Raw genomic sequence first — 15,176 nt, forward strand, 5'->3', positions numbered from 1 at the left:
CTGACCGACGCGGCGCGCATCAGTGCGGATGCAGCAGCTCCTTGATCAGCTGCAGCGCGACCGGGTCTTCCATGGTCGTGAGGTCACCCGGGTCACGCCCCTCGGCCACCGCCTGGAGCGCGCGGCGCAGCACCTTGCCCGAGCGCGTCTTGGGCAGCAGTGAGACAAAGTGAACGCGCGAAGGCCGGGCCACGGCACCGAGTTGCTGGTCGACGGTCTTCATGATGTCGCCTTCGAGCTTCAGGCGGGCCGCGGGGTCGCCCAGCGCCGACGCGTCCTTGGCGATCACGAAGGCCATCGCGACCTGGCCCTTGAGCGCGTCGGCCACGCCCACCACCGCAACCTCGGCCACGTTGGGGTGGCTGGAGATGCTCTCCTCGATTTCGCGGGTGCCCAGGCGGTGGCCGGCGACGTTGATGACGTCGTCGGTGCGCCCGAGGATGAAGTAATAGCCGTCTTCGTCGCGAATGCCCCAGTCGAAGGTGCTGTAGACCATCTTCCCCGGCACGCTCTTCCAGTAGGTGTTGACGAAGCGCGCGTCGTCGCGCCACACCGTCTGCATGAAGCCCGGCGGCAGCGGCCCCTCGATCACCACCACGCCCTTCTGGTTGGCGCCGGTCAGTTCTTCGCCGCTCGTCTCGTCGAGCAGCTTGACCTGGTAGCCGTACATCGGGATGCCGGGGCTGCCGAATTTGGAGCGCGTTTTCTCGACGCCGTTGGCCACGGTGAGGATGGGCCAGCCGGATTCGGTCTGCCAGTAGTTGTCGACGATGGGCACGTTCAGGGCGCCGGAGATCCATTGCGCGGTCGGCTCGTCGAGCGGCTCGCCGGCCAGGAACAGCGCGCGCAGGGAGCTGAGGTCGTGCTTCTCGAGCGCGGTCGGGTCCTGCTTCCTGAGCACGCGCACCGCGGTCGGCGCGCTGAACATGGCGGTGACCTTGTACTTCTCGACCAGGCTCCACCACACCGCCGCGTCCGGGCGGATCGGCAGGCCCTCGTAGAAGATGCTGGCCATGCCGGCGATCAGCGGGCCGTAGACGATGTAGCTGTGGCCGACCACCCAGCCGATGTCGCTGGTGGAGAAGAAAGTCTCGCCCGGCTGACCGCAGAAGATGTGCTTGATGCTCGCCGCCAGCGCCACCGCGTAGCCGCCGGTGTCGCGCTGCACGCCCTTGGGCGTGCCGGTGGTGCCGCTGGTGTAGATGGTGTAGCTCGGGTGGGTGCTTTCCAACCAGACGCAGGGCACGCTGGCGTTCATGTGTTGCTCGCGCAGCGGGGCGTAGTCGGCGTCGCGGCCGGCCACGCGCTCCATCGGCGCGAGGCCCCGGTCGACCAGCAGCACCTTGGCCGGCTTGTGTCTCGAGAGGCGCAGGGCCTCGTCGAGCAGCGGCTTGTAGGCCAGCACCTTGCCGGCGCGCGAGCCGGCGTCGGCGCTGATGATCAGCGCGGGCTCGGCGTCCTCGATCCGGCTGGCCAGGCTCACGCTGGCAAAGCCGCCGAACACCACCGAATGGATGGCGCCGATGCGCGTACACGCCAGCATGGCGAACGCCGCCTCGGGAATCATCGGCATGTAGATCAGCACGCGGTCGCCCTGCTTGACACCGAGGCCGAGCAAGATGGCCGCCATGCGCTGCACCTCGACGTGCAGTTCACGGAAGCTGTAGGCCTTTTCCTGGTCGACTTCGGTGGAGACGTAGATCAACGCGTTCTGGTCGCCGCGGTCTTTCAGGTGCCGGTCGACCGCGTTGTGGCACAGGTTGGTGGTGCCGCCGACGAACCAGCGACTGAAGGGCGGGTTGGCGTTGTCGAGCACCTGATCGAACGGGCGCTGCCAGTCGATCAGCGCGGCCTGCTCGGCCCAGAAGGCCTCGGGCTCGTCGATCGAGCGGCGGTAGAAGCTTGCGTAGTCCATCGGGTCGGTCTCCGTTTGTTGCTCGTTCTTCAGGGCTCATTCTTCACGGCTTGCCTTTCAGCAAGGCCAGCACCGGCTTGAAGCGCTCGTGGCGGCAGTGCTGCAGCCATTCAAACACCACCATCTCGGTGCTGACAATCACGCATGCGGCCTGCTGCAGGCGCTGCATGGCCAGCGCGTGGTCGTGCGGCGAGCGCGAGCCGCAGGCGCCGGCCACCACCCAGACGCGGTGGCCGGCGCGCAGCAGCCCGAGTGTCGTCTGCAGCAGGCAAACATGCGCCTCGCAGCCGGCGACGACGATATCGCTGCGACCGGGGGCGGCCGTTTGCAGCAGCTGGAGCAGACCGTCTTCGCAGGCGTCGAAATGCATTTTTGCGAGCGTGCTCGAGCAGCGCCGACGCAGCGCCTCGGTGTTGGGGCCGAGCCCGGCCGGGTTCTGCTCGGTGCCCAGCACCGGAACGCCGAGTTCGTGCGCCGCGTCGGCCAGGCGAGCGGCTTCGGCGACGACGCGCTCGCCCTCGTGGATGGCGGGCAGCAGGCGCTGCTGGTAATCCACCAGCAGCAGCACGCTGCGCTCGGCGTTCATCAAGGTCGCTTCGTGCTGCGCGCTCCGCTCCACGGTCGTCATGCCGCCCTCCTGATGCGCCGGCGCGGCGCCACGCGGGCCACCAGTGCGGCGAGGTAGGCGTCGAACAGCGCCTGCGGATCCTGCCGGAACATGCGAATGCGGCCCGTGTGGCTGAGCAGGAGCAGCCCCACGCTGTGGGCAAACAGCGCGGTGACGTCGGCCTGCGCCGCGGTCGGCGCCAGGCCCAGGCGCTGCAAGGCCAGCCGGGCGGGATCGAGCGCGTCGCGAAGGCGTGCATTGAGCCGCTCGTTGAGCGCGCGCGTGAGGCCGCGCGGCTGCATGCCCTGGAACAGGTAGAAGCCCAGATCGAGGTCGCGCGCGTTGTCGCGGTAGAAGGCGAACACCGACGCTGCCGCAGCGCCCAGCCGCGCCACCGGCTCGTCGCCCGCGGCAGCGCAGGCCGCCTCGACACTGGCGTTGAGCCGCTCGAGCGATTCGCCCAGCAGCGCGCCGTAGACCTCTTCCTTGCTGGCAAAGTAGCTGTAGATGGCGCCGGGCGTGTAGCCGGCGCGCTTGGCGATCTCGCGGATGCTGGCACCTTCGAGACCCAGCTCGAAGAAGGCGGCACGCGCGGCGTCGAGCACCAGCGCGCGGCGCGCGTCGGCCATGGCGCGTTGACGGGTGCCGCGCGGGTCGTCGCGCTGTAGCGCAGCGCGCGGTGCGTCCCGGCGCGGTCGTGTGGACGGTAAGGCACGCGCGGCGCCCACCGCGTCGGCCAACGCGGGCAAAGGCTTTTCGGCAAGCTTGACCATGCTGGCGAATATACGCTTGAGCATTGAATTGAACAGTGTTCAAATTATCCGCAATTGCCCTGAGTTCCACTCGTTTTCCGCGCTGCTGACCGAGCCCTTCACCGCCCCCGTCGGAGACCGACCATGCACCTTGCCCCGCCCACCCCGGCCACTCCCTTCATGTCGGGCGCCGACTACCGCGACTCGCTGCGCCGCTACAAGCCCACCGTCTACGTGGACGGCCAGCGCATCGACTCGGTCGCCGACGCGCGCTCGCTGCAACCCGGCATCAACGCCCTGGCCTACACCTACGACGCGGCGCGCGACGCCGCGGTTGCGCCGCTCATGACGGCTCTGCAGGCCAGCCGCGGACGCACCGTGCCGCGCATGCTGCATGTCAATGAATCGGCCGGCGACCTGCTCAACAAGCTCGAAGCGGTGCGCCTGCTGTGCCAGGAAACCGGCTGCGCGCAGCGCTACCTGGCGCACGACGCGCTCAACGCGCTGGCCCAGGTCAGCGCGCGCATCGACGACGCGCGCGGCAGCACCGAGCACCGCGCACGCTTCGAGGCCTACTTGCAGCACGCGCAGGACAACGACCTCTCGCTCGGCATTGCGATGACCGACGCCAAGGGCGACCGCAGCAAGCGCCCGCACGAGCAGGCCAACCCCGACACCTATGTGCATGTGGTGGAGCGCAGCGCCAAGGGCATCGTCATCTCGGGCACCAAGGCCATCGTCACCGGCGCGCCCTACATGCACGAGTTGCTGGTCATGCCCTGCCGCAACATGGGCCAAGAGGACGCCGACTTCGCGGTCTGCTGCGCGGTGCCGGTCGACGCCGCCGGCATCACCATCGTCGCCCGCCCGGCGGGCCGGCCCGGCGAGAAGCTCGAGCACGGTGCCGCCCTGTTCTCGCGCCGCTACGGGCAGTCGACCGGCGTGGTGATCTTCGACAAGGTGTTGGTGCCCTGGGAGCGCGTGTTCTACGCTGGGGAATGGGAGCACAGCGGCACGCTCACCTACAGCTACGCCACCCACCACCGCCACAGCTGCATCGGCGCGCGCGCCGGTTTCGGCGACCTGCTGATCGGCGCCGGTGCGCTGATGTGCGAAGCCAACGGCTTCGACCCCGGCGAGAAGAGCACTCTGCGCGACCCGATGGTCGAACTGATCAAGATCACCGAGGGCTTCTATGCCTGCGGCGTGGCCGCGAGCGTCTACGCCACACGCGACCCGCATTACGGCAACTTCATGCCCGAGCCGGTGTTCGCCAACATCGGCAAGCTGCTGCTGGCCACCCAGATCTACGACATGCACCGGCTGGCGCATGAAGTCTCGGGCGGGCTGATCGTGGCGCTGCCGGGGCCGGACGAAGACCACAACCCGGCCACGGCGGCCACGCTGGCCGAGGTGCTGCGCGCCAATCCTGCGGTGCCCTACGACAAGCGCATCGAGGTGGCACGCTTCATCGAGGACCTGACCGCGTCCTACCAGGGCGGCTGGTACTCGGTCATCAGCCTGCACGGCGGCGGCTCGCCGGCGGCGATGAAGCAGGAGATCTGGCGCAACTACCCGGTGGGCAGCAAGGTCGAGCTGGTCGAGCGCTTGCTCGAGCGCGGCGTGCTCCAGGCCAACGACGCCGACGGGGCACGCGCAATCACCAGCAACCGCCAGCCCGGCCGTTGCTGCGACACCGGCTGCACGGTGCCCGGACAGGCGGTGATGGTGGCGCTGCCGCAGCAGCGCAAGGGCTAGCAGCGGCAAGGGCGGCAAGCCTTGGGCAAGAATGCCCGGGGCCGGCCACCGTCGGCTGCCTGTTGCCATCCCCGGCCACCGCCCCGCCACGATGAAAAACACCTTTCCCCTGCGCCGCGCGCTCGCGCTGCTCGCTGCTGCACTGCTCACCGCCTGCGCCGGCCCGGCGCGCCAGGCGAGTTCACCCGACGCCGGCACCTTGCTGCCCAACGAGAACCTGGTGTTGCAGGGCATACCGCCAATTCCGATGTCGCTGGTGCGCCAGGTCGAGAAATACACCGACTTTCGCGGCCACGGTTTCGCCGACTGGCACCCGACGCGAAATGAAATGCTGGTGGCGCACCGCAAGGCCGGCGCCAACACCGAGCAGCTGTTTCGCATCAACGGCCCGATGGCCGCGCCCGAGCAACTGACCGATTTCACCGATCCGGTCAACGAGGCCAGCTACGAACCGCAGGGCGGCCGCTACGTGGTGTTTTCGCGCAGCAGCGGCGGCAACGAGGCGCACCAGCTCTACCGCCTGGACCTGGACACGCGCGCCGTCACGCTGCTGACCCACCCCGACGAGCGCCACCAGATGCTGGGCTGGCTGCACGGCCGCTCCGAGCTGATCTACAGCGCCGTGCCGCTGGACCGCACCGCCGAGGGCGGCACGCGCAGCGCGCCGGCAACGACGCTGTGGCTCATCGACCCGATGAAGCCCGAAGACCGGCGCAAGCTCGCTGAGCTGCCCGGCACCGGCTGGTTCGGCGGCGCGGTGTCGTGGGACGACCGGCAGCTCGCGCTGATCGACTACCGCTCGGCCAGCGAGTCGCGCATCTGGCAGGTGGCGCTGGCCGACGGCAAGGCAAGGCAGTTGCTGCCGACGCCGGGCGAGTCGGTGCGCGCGGCGCACTACACCGTCGGCTGGCGGCGCGACGGCTCGGGCCTGTTCGTGCTCAGCGACCGCGCGGGCGAGTTCCGCGAGTTGATGCTGCATGACCTGGCCAGCGGTGCCTTGCAGCGCATCACCGCGCACATTCCGTGGGACGTGGCGAGCGCCGATCTCAGCGACGACGGCCGCCTGCTGGCGCTGCGCGTCAACGCCGACGGCCGCGAGGAACTGCGCCTCATCGACGCACAGACGCTGCGCGAGCAAGCGGTGCCAGCGCTTGCAAGACTTCCGAAGGGCAGCATCAACACGGCACGCTTTCACCGCAACAGCGGGCAACTCGCGCTCGCGATCGACAGCGCCCAAGGCCCCAACCAGCTGCATTCGCTCGACCTGGCCAGCGCCACTGTCGCGACCTGGACCGAGCCGCAGGCGCCGCCGGGCGTGGACACGAAGGGCTTTGCCGATCAGCGCATCGTGCGCTGGAAGAGCTTCGACGGCCTGGCAATGTCGGCCGTCTACACGCCCACGCCGTCGCGATTTGCCGGCAAACGCCCGGTCGTCGTGCTGGTGCATGGCGGCCCCGAGGCGCAGGCCACGCTCGGCTTCATGGGGCGCTGGAACTACCTCGTCAACGAGTTGGGCATCGCCATCGTGCAGCCCAACGTGCGCGGCTCCGCCGGCTACGGCAAGACCTTCCTCACGCTCGACAACGGTATGAAGCGCGAAGACGCGGTCAAGGACCTCGGCACACTGCTCGACTGGATCGCCGCGCAGCCCGAACTCGACGCCGCGCGCGTGCTCGTCACCGGGGGAAGCTACGGCGGCTACATGAGCCTGGCCGCGAGCGTGCATTTCGCCGAGCGCATTGCCGGCGCGATCGACATCGTCGGCATTTCCGACTTCGTGAGCTTCCTCGCCAACACCGAGAGCTACCGCCGCGACCTGCGCCGCGCCGAGTACGGCGACGAGCGCGAACCAGAAATGCGCGCCTTCTTCGAGCGCATTTCGCCGCTGCGCAACGCCGACAAGATCAAACAGCCGCTGTTCGTGGTGCAGGGCAAGAACGACCCACGCGTGCCCTGGACCGAGGCCGAGCAGATCGTCGCGCGCGTGCGCCAGACGGGCGTGCCGGTGTGGTACCTGCGCGCCGAGAACGAAGGCCACGGCTTTGCCCGCAAGGAGAACGCAGACTTCCAGTTCTACGCGACGATCCGCTTCCTGGAGCAGACGCTGCTGAAGTGAACACGTCCGACACGAACCGCCTGAAACTCGAGGATCCCATGGGCACCACCCGCTCGCGCCGACGCCTGCTCCACCGCAGCTGCGGCATCGTCGCCTGGCTGGCGATGCCGGCGCTGCTGCCCGGCGTGCGCGCGGCCGCGCCCTCGGCGCGCCGCCTGACGCCGTCGCAAACCGAAGGGCCGTTCTATCCGCGCCAGCTCCCGACCGACAGCGACGGCGATCTGATGAGGGTAGGCACCCGCAGCGCCGCGCAAGGTCAGGCGACATGGCTCGAAGGCCAGGTCACCGACCTCCAAGGCCGGCCGGTGCGCGGCGCCCGGGTCGAGATCTGGCAGTGCGACCGCGCAGGCCACTACCACCACCCGGGCGATGGCGACGCGGCCGACCCCGACTTCCAGGGCTTCGGCCATGTCATGGTCGACGCCGACGGGCGCTACCGCTTTCACACCCTGCGCCCGGCGCCCTACAGCGGCCGCACGCCGCACATCCATGTGAAGGTGCGCCTGGCTGCGCGCGAGCTGCTCACCACGCAGGTCTACGTCGAGGACGAACCCGGCAATGCGCGCGACGGCCTGTGGCAGAGCCTGCGCGACCCCACCGACCGGGCCGCGCTGACAGTGGCGTTCAGGCAGCTCGCCGACGGCGCGCTGCAGGCGCGGTTCCCGATCGTCGTGGCGGCATGAGCACGCACGGCCGCCCGAAGGGCGAATACCGGAGTGCGCAGCACGAAGGTACTTTGACGAGCCTGCACGGCCTCGCGACCGTCATGGCAGAAGCGCCGGGCGCCGCCAGCGACGCGGCGCTGCAGGTCGTCGCCGTCGACGCTGCCTTCATCGTCGTCGACAAGCCCGCCGGCCTGCTGGCCGTGCCGGGCCGCGGCGAAGCCAAGCGCGACTGCCTGGCGGCCCGCGTGCAGGCCGCATGGCCCGATGCACTCGTGGTCCACCGGCTCGACCAGGCCACCTCCGGGCTGCTGCTGTTCGCCCGCGGCACCGAGGCGCAGCGCGCGCTCAGTCGCGCCTTCGCCGCGCGCACGGTTGGCAAGCGCTACGTCGCGGTCGTCGCCGGGCGGCTCGCGCCCGAGCGCGGCTCGATCGATGCACCGCTCGGCGCCGACTGGCCCAGACGCCCGCGCCAGCAGGTCGACCGCGAGCACGGCAAGCCGTCGGTGACGCACTGGCGCGTGCTCGGCCACGATGGCGAGCACGGCACCACGCGCGTCGAACTGGAGCCCGTCACCGGCCGTTCGCACCAACTGCGCGTCCACCTGCAATCGATCGGCCATCCGATCCTCGGCGACGCCTTGTACACGCCGCAGGCGGTGTGCGACGAGTCACTGCGCCTGCTGCTGCACGCGAGCGAACTCGCGTTCGCCCATCCGCTCGGCGGTCAGCCGCTGCGTTTCGTGTCGCCCGTGCCGTTCTGAGCGGTCGCACCTGGCCTCGAAGGAAATAAAGTCATGACCGAATCGCTCTACATCCTCACCGGTGCATCGCGCGGGCTCGGCGCCGCGCTGGCCGAGCAACTGGTGCAGCAAGCCGGCACGACGCTGCTCGGCCTGTCTCGCACCCCGCATCCGAAGCTCGACGCACTGGCGCGCGCCGCCGGCACGCGCTGCGAGCAATGGCCGGTCGACCTGGCCGATCCACTGGCGGCGGCGGCTCGGCTCGGCGTCTGGCTGGCGGCGCAGGACGGCGCGCATTTCGCGAGCGCCACGCTCATCAACAACGCCGCCGCACTGCCGCGCATCGCCTTGCTCGAGGCCAGCGACGCGACCGAGCTGTCACGCGTCGTGCGTGTCGGGCTCGAGGCGCCCTTGCTGCTGACCGCCGGTTTCCTGCGTGCCACACGCGGCTGGGCTGCCACGCGCAAGGTCCTTAATATTTCATCCGGCCTGGGACGCCAGCCGATGGCTGCGCAGGTGGCCTATTGCGCGGTGAAGGCCGGGCTCGACCATGCCACGCGCGCACTCGCGCTCGAAGGCGGCGCACGGGTCGTCTCCATCGCGCCCGGTGTGATCGACACGGACATGCAGACCGCGCTGCGCGGCAGCGACCCGGCCGGTTTCCCCGACCATGCGCTGTTCGTCGAAATGAAGCAACGCGGCCAGCTCGACGCGCCGGCTGCCACCGCACGCCGACTGCTGGCCTACCTGCAGCGCGCGGACTTCGGCCGCCAGCCGGTGGCCGACGTGCGCGACGCGTGAGGGGTAGGCCACACGACATCGCCCTCTCCCGAACAGCGGCGACGGAGAAAGCGAAACCGCCCGCGAACAGGCGCCGAGCTGGCGGCGCCGTGGGACGCATCAACGCGAAGGCCGCAGGCGCAAAAAGGCCGCACGGGGCACAGGCCTGGTGCGGCCAAGCAGCGGGGGAGTCTGATCCCGCTGGTGTGCAGCCTTGGCTGGGTCTCAGCCGCTGCGCACTCCGGTGCCGACGACGGCGACTTGCTCTGACGCGGGCGCCGCGGCCAGGCGTCTGCCGTTCACCACGACCCGCTCGAGCAAGGTGACCTTTGCGCGCGCCGCGCTGTCGAACAAGGCAATGCCGCCGAACTGCACGCTGCTGCCCAGCACGGCAGCAACGGCGGCAATCAGCGGGGTCTTGTTGATGCTCATGTCGTCTCCTCGAAAGGTCGTCGATGTCTGCGCTGAAAGCAGTATGCGCGGCATCCGTGCGCAGCGCCATGCGGGGCGACAAACGACGGCACGGGCGGGATGAATTGCGCATGACCGCGACGAATCGCCTGCGCACGCTTCGCAAAGCGACCCCCGTCCATTGGACCGAACGATTGACGGCACTGCGCGACGACGCCGAGAAGGCGCGCGCTAACGAACCGACGCGCGGCCTTCGGCGTCGCCGTGCGGGTCGCCGTGCGGGTCGCCGACCAAGAGGTGTACGCGCGTGCCCTGCACCGCCACCACCTGCCCGGCGCGCAGCTTGGCGCCACGCCGCCGTTCCTCTTGCCCGTCGACCTGCACCTTGCCGGCAGCGATGAGTTGCTTGGCCGCGCCGCCGCTCGTCGCCAGGCCGGTGGCCTTGAGCAGCGCGTCCAGCGTGATGTGCTCGCCGCGCAGGGAGAAGTCGATGCGATTCATGAGGACACGGCGCGCTCGCCGACAATCGGGAGGATGAATTTCAGCATTCCGCCAGTGTCCGCCCGAACCGAGCGCCGCCGTTGAACCAGCGCCTTGCCACCGTCAATGATCTGGCCGCGTTCGACACCCTCATCGACGTGCGCTCGCCCGCCGAGTTCGCGCTCGACCACTTGCCCGGCGCCATCAACTGCCCGGTGCTCGGCGACGACGAAAGGCACACCGTCGGCACGCTCTACAAGCAGTCATCCGCCTTCGAGGCGCGCAGGCTCGGCGGGGCGATGGTGGCGCGCAACATCGCGAGCCACCTCGAAAGCGCGGGCTTTCGCACGCGGCCCAAACCGTGGCGCCCACTCGTCTACTGCTGGCGCGGCGGCCTGCGCAGCGGCAGCTTCGTCACCTGGCTGCGCCTGGTCGGATGGGACGCCCAGCAGTTGCAGGGCGGCTACAAGGCCTGGCGCACGCAGGTCATCGAGCGCATCGCCGCGTTCGCGCCGCGGCTGAAGCTGCGCGTGATCTGCGGCCCCACTGGCAGCGCCAAGACGCGCGTGCTGCAGGCACTCGGTCGGCTGGGCGAGCAGGTGCTGGACCTCGAAGCGCTGGCCGCGCACCGCGGTTCGGTGCTGGGCGGGCTGCCCGACATCGAGCAACCGTCGCAAAAGGGCTTCGAGACCCAGCTCGCCACGGCGCTCTCTGGCCTGGACCTCGAGCGCGAGATCTGGGTCGAGGCCGAGAGCCGCAAGATCGGCCGCATCACCGTGCCCGAGCCGCTGCTGCTGGCGCTGCGTTCGAGCCCGGTGGTCGATATCGAAGCGACACCCGCCGCCCGCCTGGCCTACCTGCTGCGCGACTACGCCTGGCTGGGCGACGACCCCGAGCGCCTGCACGCCAAGCTCGGCCTGCTGCACGGCCTGTTACCGGGCGAACTGCTGGCGCAGTGGCAGACCTGGGCGCTGGCACGCGAGCTGGCGCCGCTGTTCGAACAATTGATGCTGCGGCATTACGACCCGCTCTACGCCCGCTCGCAGGGCCGCAACTTCGCGCAGCTGGGTCAGGCGCTGCGCGTGGCGACCGACGACTTGGCGGCGGCCGGCATCGAAGCGCTGGCCCGGCGGCTGGCCCAGCGCTGAGCGCCGCTCAGCCGTTGGGATGCGTCGGGTCGACCCAGCGCACGGTCTCGGGCTTCTCGACGGGCTCGATGTCCAGGTTGATGGCCACCGCCTCGCCGCTGCTTCGCACCAGCACGCATTCGAGCACTTCGTCGCGACTCGCGTTGATCTCCTGGTGCGGCACGAACGGCGGCACGTAGATGAAGTCGCCCGGCCCGGCTTCCGCGGTGAACTCGAGCCGCTCGCCCCAGCGCATGCGCGCACGCCCCTTGATGACGTAAATGACGCTTTCGAGCGGGCCGTGGTGATGCGCGCCGGTCTTGGCGTTCGCGTGGATGTGGACGGTGCCGGCCCACAGCCTTTGCGCGCCGACCCGCGCGAAGTTGATGGCCGCCTTGCGATCCATTCCCGGCGTCTGGGCGGTGTTGGCATCGAGCCGGTCGGCGCCGACGACGCGCACGCCATCGTGCTGCCACCGGATCTCGTGCGGCGAGGGGCTCTCACTCATGCGGCAATCCTTCACGGCCGCGGTGGCGGCGACACGACGCATTGTCATCGGGCTGCAAGGGCATGAAACGATCGGCTACACTGGCTCCGTAGATATGCGCAACACGTGGTCCTTCGAGGTTTGTTCAATCCGGCCAGCGGTTCCGCTGGCCGTCTCGTTCCACCCCCCTAGTAGCGTTGCTTGAGTGTCTCTGCAGGGCACGGCATGTCGCCGCGCTACTTTTATCGATCGATAGGAATGTTATGAGCGTGCAAACTGGAACAGTGAAGTGGTTCAACGAAGCCAAGGGCTTCGGCTTCATTGCGCAAGACGGCGGCGGTGCTGACGTTTTCGCGCATTTCCGCGACATCACCGGCAGCGGTTTCAAGACCCTGCAGGAGAACCAGCGCGTCGAGTTCGAAGTCAAGCAAGGCCAAAAGGGCCCGCAGGCTGCGAACATCAAGCCGCTGTAATCAAGCGAGCGGTTTTCGCCTGAACGGAAAACGCGGCTTCGGCCGCGTTTTTTGTTTTTGGAGATCTCGTTCGTCACCGACGCTCAGCTTGCGCGCCGTGCGCGCAGCGATCGGTCGCGGCATCTACGACATCGCGACGAGCAGTGCAGAGTCGACGATCGACGTGCCTGACGAGCCCCCGCCGTTCGTGCCCCCGACGTTTGCGTTCGGCGCTTAGCGCATCCGCGGCTCCCGTCGCGGTCCACCGCGAAAACCTGGCGTCGCAGGCCTTCGGGCCTGCGACGCTTTTTCTTGCGCGGCCTGTAGCAGCGTGTCGGCGCGTCCAGGCCGATCGGCACGAGCCGTGGCTCGACCGGGTCAAGCTTGCGGTGCTAGCCTGCGCGGGCCTCGCGGCCGCTGGCAGCGCGAGGCTCAACCACTTTTCCAAGGAACGCCATGAATTTTTTCCAGCAATTCGGCCCGCTCATCGGGCGCCTCCTGATCGCCCTGCTGTTCATTCCGGCCGGCATCAGCAAGCTCACCGGCTTTGCCGGGACGGTGGGCTACATCGCGTCCAAGGGCTTGCCGATGCCGACCGTCGCTGCGGTGATCGCCGTGGTGGTCGAACTGGGCCTGGGCCTTGCGCTGCTGGTGGGCTTCAAGGCGCGCTGGGCAGCGCTGGGGCTGGCGCTGTTCACGCTCGCTGCCGGCGTGTTGTTCCACAACTTCTGGGCCGTGCCGCCCGAGCAGGTGATGGCGCAGCAGATCAATTTCTTCAAGAACCTGGCCATCGTCGGCGGCCTGCTGTTCATCGTCGCTTTCGGTGCGGGGCCCAAGGCGATCGACAAGGCTTGAGGCAAGCTGCGCGCCAAGACATGCGGCCACTACCATCGCCGCATGCCCGCTGACGATCTACCACCGCTCGAGCGGCCCGCCTCCTGCACCGAACTCTTCAACGCCTTCACCGCCATCGCGCTGCAGGGTTTCGGCGGCGTGCTGGCCGTGGCGCAGCGCGGCCTGTGCGAAGACCGTCGCTGGTTGAGCAAGCCGGAGTTTGTCGAGTCGCTCGCCTTGGCGCAGGTGTTGCCCGGGCCGAACGTGTGCAACCTGGCGCTGATGGTCGGCGACCGCTTCTTCGGCACGCGCGGTGCGTTCGCGGCGCTGGCCGGGATGATGCTGCTGCCGCTAGTCATCGTGCTGGCCGCAACCGCCCTGTACGCGCAGTTCGCCGCCCAGCCGCAGGTGGCCGGTGCGCTGCGCGGCATGGGCGCGGTGGCGGCCGGGCTGATCATCGGCACCGCGCTCAAGCTGGCGGCGGCGCTGCGCGGCAGTGCGCTCGGCCTGCCGCTGCAGCTTGCCCTCGGCAGCGCCTGCTTCATTGCCATTGCATGGCTGCGCTGGCCGCTGGTCTGGGTGTTGCCGGGGCTGGGCCTGTTGGCGTTTGCACTGGCTTGGCGGCACACCGACGATGCAGGGCGCGTGCCATGACCGGCATCGACGCTGCCGCGCTGCTGGGCCTGTTCGGCCACTTCCTGATGCTGTCGCTGCTGTCGATCGGCGGGGCGATCAGCGTCGCGCCGGAGATGCACCGCTGGATGGTCGTCGAGCAACACTTGCTCAGCGACGCGCAGTTCACCTCGTCGATCGCCATCGCACAGGCCGCGCCGGGGCCCAACGTGCTGTTCGTGCCGCTGCTCGGCTTCCAGGCGGCAGGGCTGGCCGGCGCGGCGGCGGCGCTGCTGGGGATCATGCTGCCGTCGGCCACCTTGGCGTTGGTGGCCACGCGCTGGGGGCGTGCGCGCGAGGACCGGCGGGCGGTGCGCGCCTTCAAGACGGGCATGGCGCCGGTCACGCTGGCGCTGCTCGCGGCCACCGGCTGGCTGCTCGCCGCACCGTGGGCCGAATGGCGCTCGCTGACCCTGACCGCCGCGGCGGCGCTGCTGGTCTGGCGCACGCGGCTGCACCTGCTGTGGCTGATCACCGCGGGCGCGCTGCTCGGCCTGCTGGGCTGGGTCTGAAGGCGGCGGCATCGGCCCTTGCGGCCGGCCTGGCTGCCCGCTTTGGCACACTCGGGCCGATGGAAAACACCCCGCACGAAGTGACCCACAACGCCGCGGCGCGGCGCTTCGAGGCACGCGTGGACGGTGAGTTGTGCGTCGCCGACTACCGGCTCGAGGACGGCGTGATGGTGATGCCGCACACCGAAGTCGCGGCACGCCTGCAGGGCCGCGGCATCGCGGCGGCGCTGGTGAAGAGCGCACTCGACTGGGCGCGCGCCGAAGGCCTGAAGGTCAGGCCACTGTGCTCGTATGTTGCTTCCTACCTGCAGCGCCACCCCGAAGTGCAGGACCTGCGGGCTCAGCGCTGAGGCAAGGCCGGGGCGGGCCGATCGCGCACGGGATGGAGCGAGCGTCGGGGGCCGCGCCCGGCGCGGGTATGCTGCCCGCCTTCGCCCACTCTCTCCAAGCATCATGCGCACCACCCCTTCCGGCCTGAAGTTCGAAGACACCCTGCCCGGCAACGGCCCGACCGCGACCAGCGGGCAGAGCGTCAGGGTCCACTACACCGGCTGGCTCTACAACGACGGCGCCGCCGGCCGCAAGTTCGACTCCAGCAAGGACCGCGGCACCCCGTTCGACTTCACGCTCGGCGCCGGCATGGTGATCAGCGGCTGGGATGAGGGCGTCGCCGGCATGCAGGTCGGCGGCACGCGCCGGCTCGTCATTCCGGCGGCACTCGGCTATGGCGCGCGCGGCGCCGGCGGCACGATCCCGCCGAACGCGACGCTGCTATTCGAAGTGGAGCTGCTTTCGGTCAGCTGAAGCGCCGCGCTTCGAGGTGGCGGGGCGCTGGACGAGAATCGGTCGGTCCCCTTCCCGCCCCACC

General features: G+C 69.5%; 18 protein-coding genes. 12 read left to right on the forward strand and 6 right to left on the reverse strand.

Translation table 11 applies throughout. The features are described from left to right. Positions 1 to 19: 19 nt before the first annotated feature. The 3 genes from RMO12_RS03445 to RMO12_RS03455 are packed head-to-tail and all read right to left on the reverse strand — an operon-like array spanning position 20 to position 3,319. On the reverse strand, positions 20 to 1,948 hold the full coding sequence (locus tag RMO12_RS03445) for a propionate--CoA ligase (protein ID WP_309626677.1): 1,929 nt from the start codon (positions 1,946 to 1,948) through the stop codon (positions 20 to 22). A gap of 10 nt (positions 1,949 to 1,958) precedes the next feature. Next, positions 1,959 to 2,543: an isochorismatase family protein gene (locus tag RMO12_RS03450; protein WP_309638208.1), complete on the reverse strand. Its 585-nt coding sequence runs from the start codon at positions 2,541 to 2,543 to the stop codon at positions 1,959 to 1,961. Continuing rightward, a complete protein-coding gene (locus RMO12_RS03455; RefSeq protein ID WP_309638209.1) occupies positions 2,540 to 3,319 on the reverse strand; it encodes a helix-turn-helix domain-containing protein in 780 nt (259 codons plus the stop codon). Before RMO12_RS03455 ends, RMO12_RS03450 begins: the two co-directional genes overlap by 4 nt. Positions 3,320 to 3,418: 99 nt before the next feature. Between RMO12_RS03455 and RMO12_RS03460 the strand changes: the two genes are divergently transcribed. The 5 genes from RMO12_RS03460 to RMO12_RS03480 all read left to right on the forward strand — a co-directional run bounded on the left by RMO12_RS03460 (position 3,419) and on the right by RMO12_RS03480 (position 9,354). Next, positions 3,419 to 5,032 carry a 4-hydroxyphenylacetate 3-hydroxylase N-terminal domain-containing protein gene (locus RMO12_RS03460; protein ID WP_309638210.1) on the forward strand — a complete coding sequence of 538 codons (1,614 nt, stop codon included), beginning with the start codon at positions 3,419 to 3,421 and terminating at the stop codon, positions 5,030 to 5,032. A 91-nt stretch (positions 5,033 to 5,123) separates the two neighbouring features. Then, positions 5,124 to 7,148, forward strand: a complete 2,025-nt coding sequence (locus tag RMO12_RS03465; RefSeq protein ID WP_309638211.1) for a prolyl oligopeptidase family serine peptidase — start codon at positions 5,124 to 5,126, stop codon at positions 7,146 to 7,148. A gap of 104 nt (positions 7,149 to 7,252) precedes the next feature. Then, entirely contained in the window at positions 7,253 to 7,831 is a 579-nt protein-coding gene (locus RMO12_RS03470) for a protocatechuate 3,4-dioxygenase (protein WP_309638226.1), read from the forward strand. Positions 7,832 to 7,914: 83 nt separating this feature from the next. Further along, positions 7,915 to 8,574 (forward strand): RluA family pseudouridine synthase, encoded by a 660-nt coding sequence (locus tag RMO12_RS03475; protein ID WP_309638227.1) that lies wholly within the window; start codon positions 7,915 to 7,917, stop codon positions 8,572 to 8,574. Positions 8,575 to 8,607: 33 nt separating this feature from the next. Continuing rightward, a complete protein-coding gene (locus RMO12_RS03480) occupies positions 8,608 to 9,354 on the forward strand; it encodes an SDR family NAD(P)-dependent oxidoreductase (protein ID WP_309638212.1) in 747 nt (248 codons plus the stop codon). Between the two features lie 204 nt (positions 9,355 to 9,558). On the opposite strand, the gene RMO12_RS03485 is transcribed toward RMO12_RS03480, so the two are convergent. Next, positions 9,559 to 9,765 carry a hypothetical protein gene (locus RMO12_RS03485; protein WP_309625944.1) on the reverse strand — a complete coding sequence of 69 codons (207 nt, stop codon included), beginning with the start codon at positions 9,763 to 9,765 and terminating at the stop codon, positions 9,559 to 9,561. Positions 9,766 to 9,975: 210 nt separating this feature from the next. After that, positions 9,976 to 10,245, reverse strand: coding sequence for an RNA-binding S4 domain-containing protein (locus RMO12_RS03490; protein WP_309638213.1), 270 nt, complete (start codon positions 10,243 to 10,245; stop codon positions 9,976 to 9,978). Between the two features lie 80 nt (positions 10,246 to 10,325). On the opposite strand from RMO12_RS03490, the gene mnmH reads away from it, so the two are divergent. After that, complete coding sequence (gene mnmH, locus RMO12_RS03495) at positions 10,326 to 11,372, forward strand: tRNA 2-selenouridine(34) synthase MnmH (RefSeq protein ID WP_309638214.1); 1,047 nt, start codon at positions 10,326 to 10,328, stop codon at positions 11,370 to 11,372. Between the two features lie 7 nt (positions 11,373 to 11,379). Here mnmH and RMO12_RS03500 read toward each other — a convergent pair whose 3' ends face one another. Continuing rightward, complete coding sequence (locus RMO12_RS03500; RefSeq protein WP_309638215.1) at positions 11,380 to 11,859, reverse strand: cupin domain-containing protein; 480 nt, start codon at positions 11,857 to 11,859, stop codon at positions 11,380 to 11,382. A gap of 248 nt (positions 11,860 to 12,107) precedes the next feature. On the opposite strand from RMO12_RS03500, the gene RMO12_RS03505 reads away from it, so the two are divergent. The 6 genes from RMO12_RS03505 to RMO12_RS03530 all read left to right on the forward strand — a co-directional run bounded on the left by RMO12_RS03505 (position 12,108) and on the right by RMO12_RS03530 (position 15,112). Beyond that, complete coding sequence (locus tag RMO12_RS03505) at positions 12,108 to 12,311, forward strand: cold-shock protein (protein ID WP_309625838.1); 204 nt, start codon at positions 12,108 to 12,110, stop codon at positions 12,309 to 12,311. Between the two features lie 435 nt (positions 12,312 to 12,746). Continuing rightward, a complete protein-coding gene (locus tag RMO12_RS03510) occupies positions 12,747 to 13,145 on the forward strand; it encodes a DoxX family protein (protein ID WP_309638216.1) in 399 nt (132 codons plus the stop codon). Between the two features lie 42 nt (positions 13,146 to 13,187). Next, a complete protein-coding gene (locus tag RMO12_RS03515; RefSeq protein ID WP_309638217.1) occupies positions 13,188 to 13,778 on the forward strand; it encodes a chromate transporter in 591 nt (196 codons plus the stop codon). Next, positions 13,775 to 14,308: a chromate transporter gene (locus RMO12_RS03520; protein ID WP_309625822.1), complete on the forward strand. Its 534-nt coding sequence runs from the start codon at positions 13,775 to 13,777 to the stop codon at positions 14,306 to 14,308. The genes RMO12_RS03515 and RMO12_RS03520 overlap by 4 nt, the downstream gene beginning before the upstream one ends. 59 nt (positions 14,309 to 14,367) lie before the next feature. Next, positions 14,368 to 14,658, forward strand: coding sequence for a GNAT family N-acetyltransferase (locus tag RMO12_RS03525; protein WP_309638218.1), 291 nt, complete (start codon positions 14,368 to 14,370; stop codon positions 14,656 to 14,658). A gap of 103 nt (positions 14,659 to 14,761) precedes the next feature. Then, positions 14,762 to 15,112 (forward strand): FKBP-type peptidyl-prolyl cis-trans isomerase, encoded by a 351-nt coding sequence (locus RMO12_RS03530; RefSeq protein ID WP_309625824.1) that lies wholly within the window; start codon positions 14,762 to 14,764, stop codon positions 15,110 to 15,112. Positions 15,113 to 15,176 lie beyond the last annotated feature (64 nt).

Source organism: Methylibium sp. (assembly GCF_031393925.1).
Classification (GTDB): Bacteria; Pseudomonadota; Gammaproteobacteria; order Burkholderiales; family Burkholderiaceae_C; genus Methylibium.

Bases quoted from the DNA above. Each gene is read 5' to 3' on its own strand.
- RMO12_RS03530 (WP_309625824.1), top strand. From the start codon at position 14,762: ATGCGCACCACCCCTTCCGGCCTGAAGTTCGAAGACACCCTGCCCGGC.
- RMO12_RS03485 (WP_309625944.1), bottom strand. From the start codon at position 9,765: ATGAGCATCAACAAGACCCCGCTGATTGCCGCCGTTGCTGCCGTGCTG.
- RMO12_RS03455 (WP_309638209.1), bottom strand. From the start codon at position 3,319: ATGCTCAAGCGTATATTCGCCAGCATGGTCAAGCTTGCCGAAAAGCCT.
- RMO12_RS03515 (WP_309638217.1), top strand. From the start codon at position 13,188: ATGCCCGCTGACGATCTACCACCGCTCGAGCGGCCCGCCTCCTGCACC.
- RMO12_RS03525 (WP_309638218.1), top strand. From the start codon at position 14,368: ATGGAAAACACCCCGCACGAAGTGACCCACAACGCCGCGGCGCGGCGC.
- RMO12_RS03460 (WP_309638210.1), top strand. From the start codon at position 3,419: ATGCACCTTGCCCCGCCCACCCCGGCCACTCCCTTCATGTCGGGCGCC.
- RMO12_RS03500 (WP_309638215.1), bottom strand. From the start codon at position 11,859: ATGAGTGAGAGCCCCTCGCCGCACGAGATCCGGTGGCAGCACGATGGC.
- RMO12_RS03490 (WP_309638213.1), bottom strand. From the start codon at position 10,245: ATGAATCGCATCGACTTCTCCCTGCGCGGCGAGCACATCACGCTGGAC.
- RMO12_RS03520 (WP_309625822.1), top strand. From the start codon at position 13,775: ATGACCGGCATCGACGCTGCCGCGCTGCTGGGCCTGTTCGGCCACTTC.
- RMO12_RS03510 (WP_309638216.1), top strand. From the start codon at position 12,747: ATGAATTTTTTCCAGCAATTCGGCCCGCTCATCGGGCGCCTCCTGATC.
- RMO12_RS03475 (WP_309638227.1), top strand. From the start codon at position 7,915: ATGGCAGAAGCGCCGGGCGCCGCCAGCGACGCGGCGCTGCAGGTCGTC.
- RMO12_RS03470 (WP_309638226.1), top strand. From the start codon at position 7,253: ATGCCGGCGCTGCTGCCCGGCGTGCGCGCGGCCGCGCCCTCGGCGCGC.
- RMO12_RS03480 (WP_309638212.1), top strand. From the start codon at position 8,608: ATGACCGAATCGCTCTACATCCTCACCGGTGCATCGCGCGGGCTCGGC.
- RMO12_RS03465 (WP_309638211.1), top strand. From the start codon at position 5,124: ATGAAAAACACCTTTCCCCTGCGCCGCGCGCTCGCGCTGCTCGCTGCT.
- RMO12_RS03450 (WP_309638208.1), bottom strand. From the start codon at position 2,543: ATGACGACCGTGGAGCGGAGCGCGCAGCACGAAGCGACCTTGATGAAC.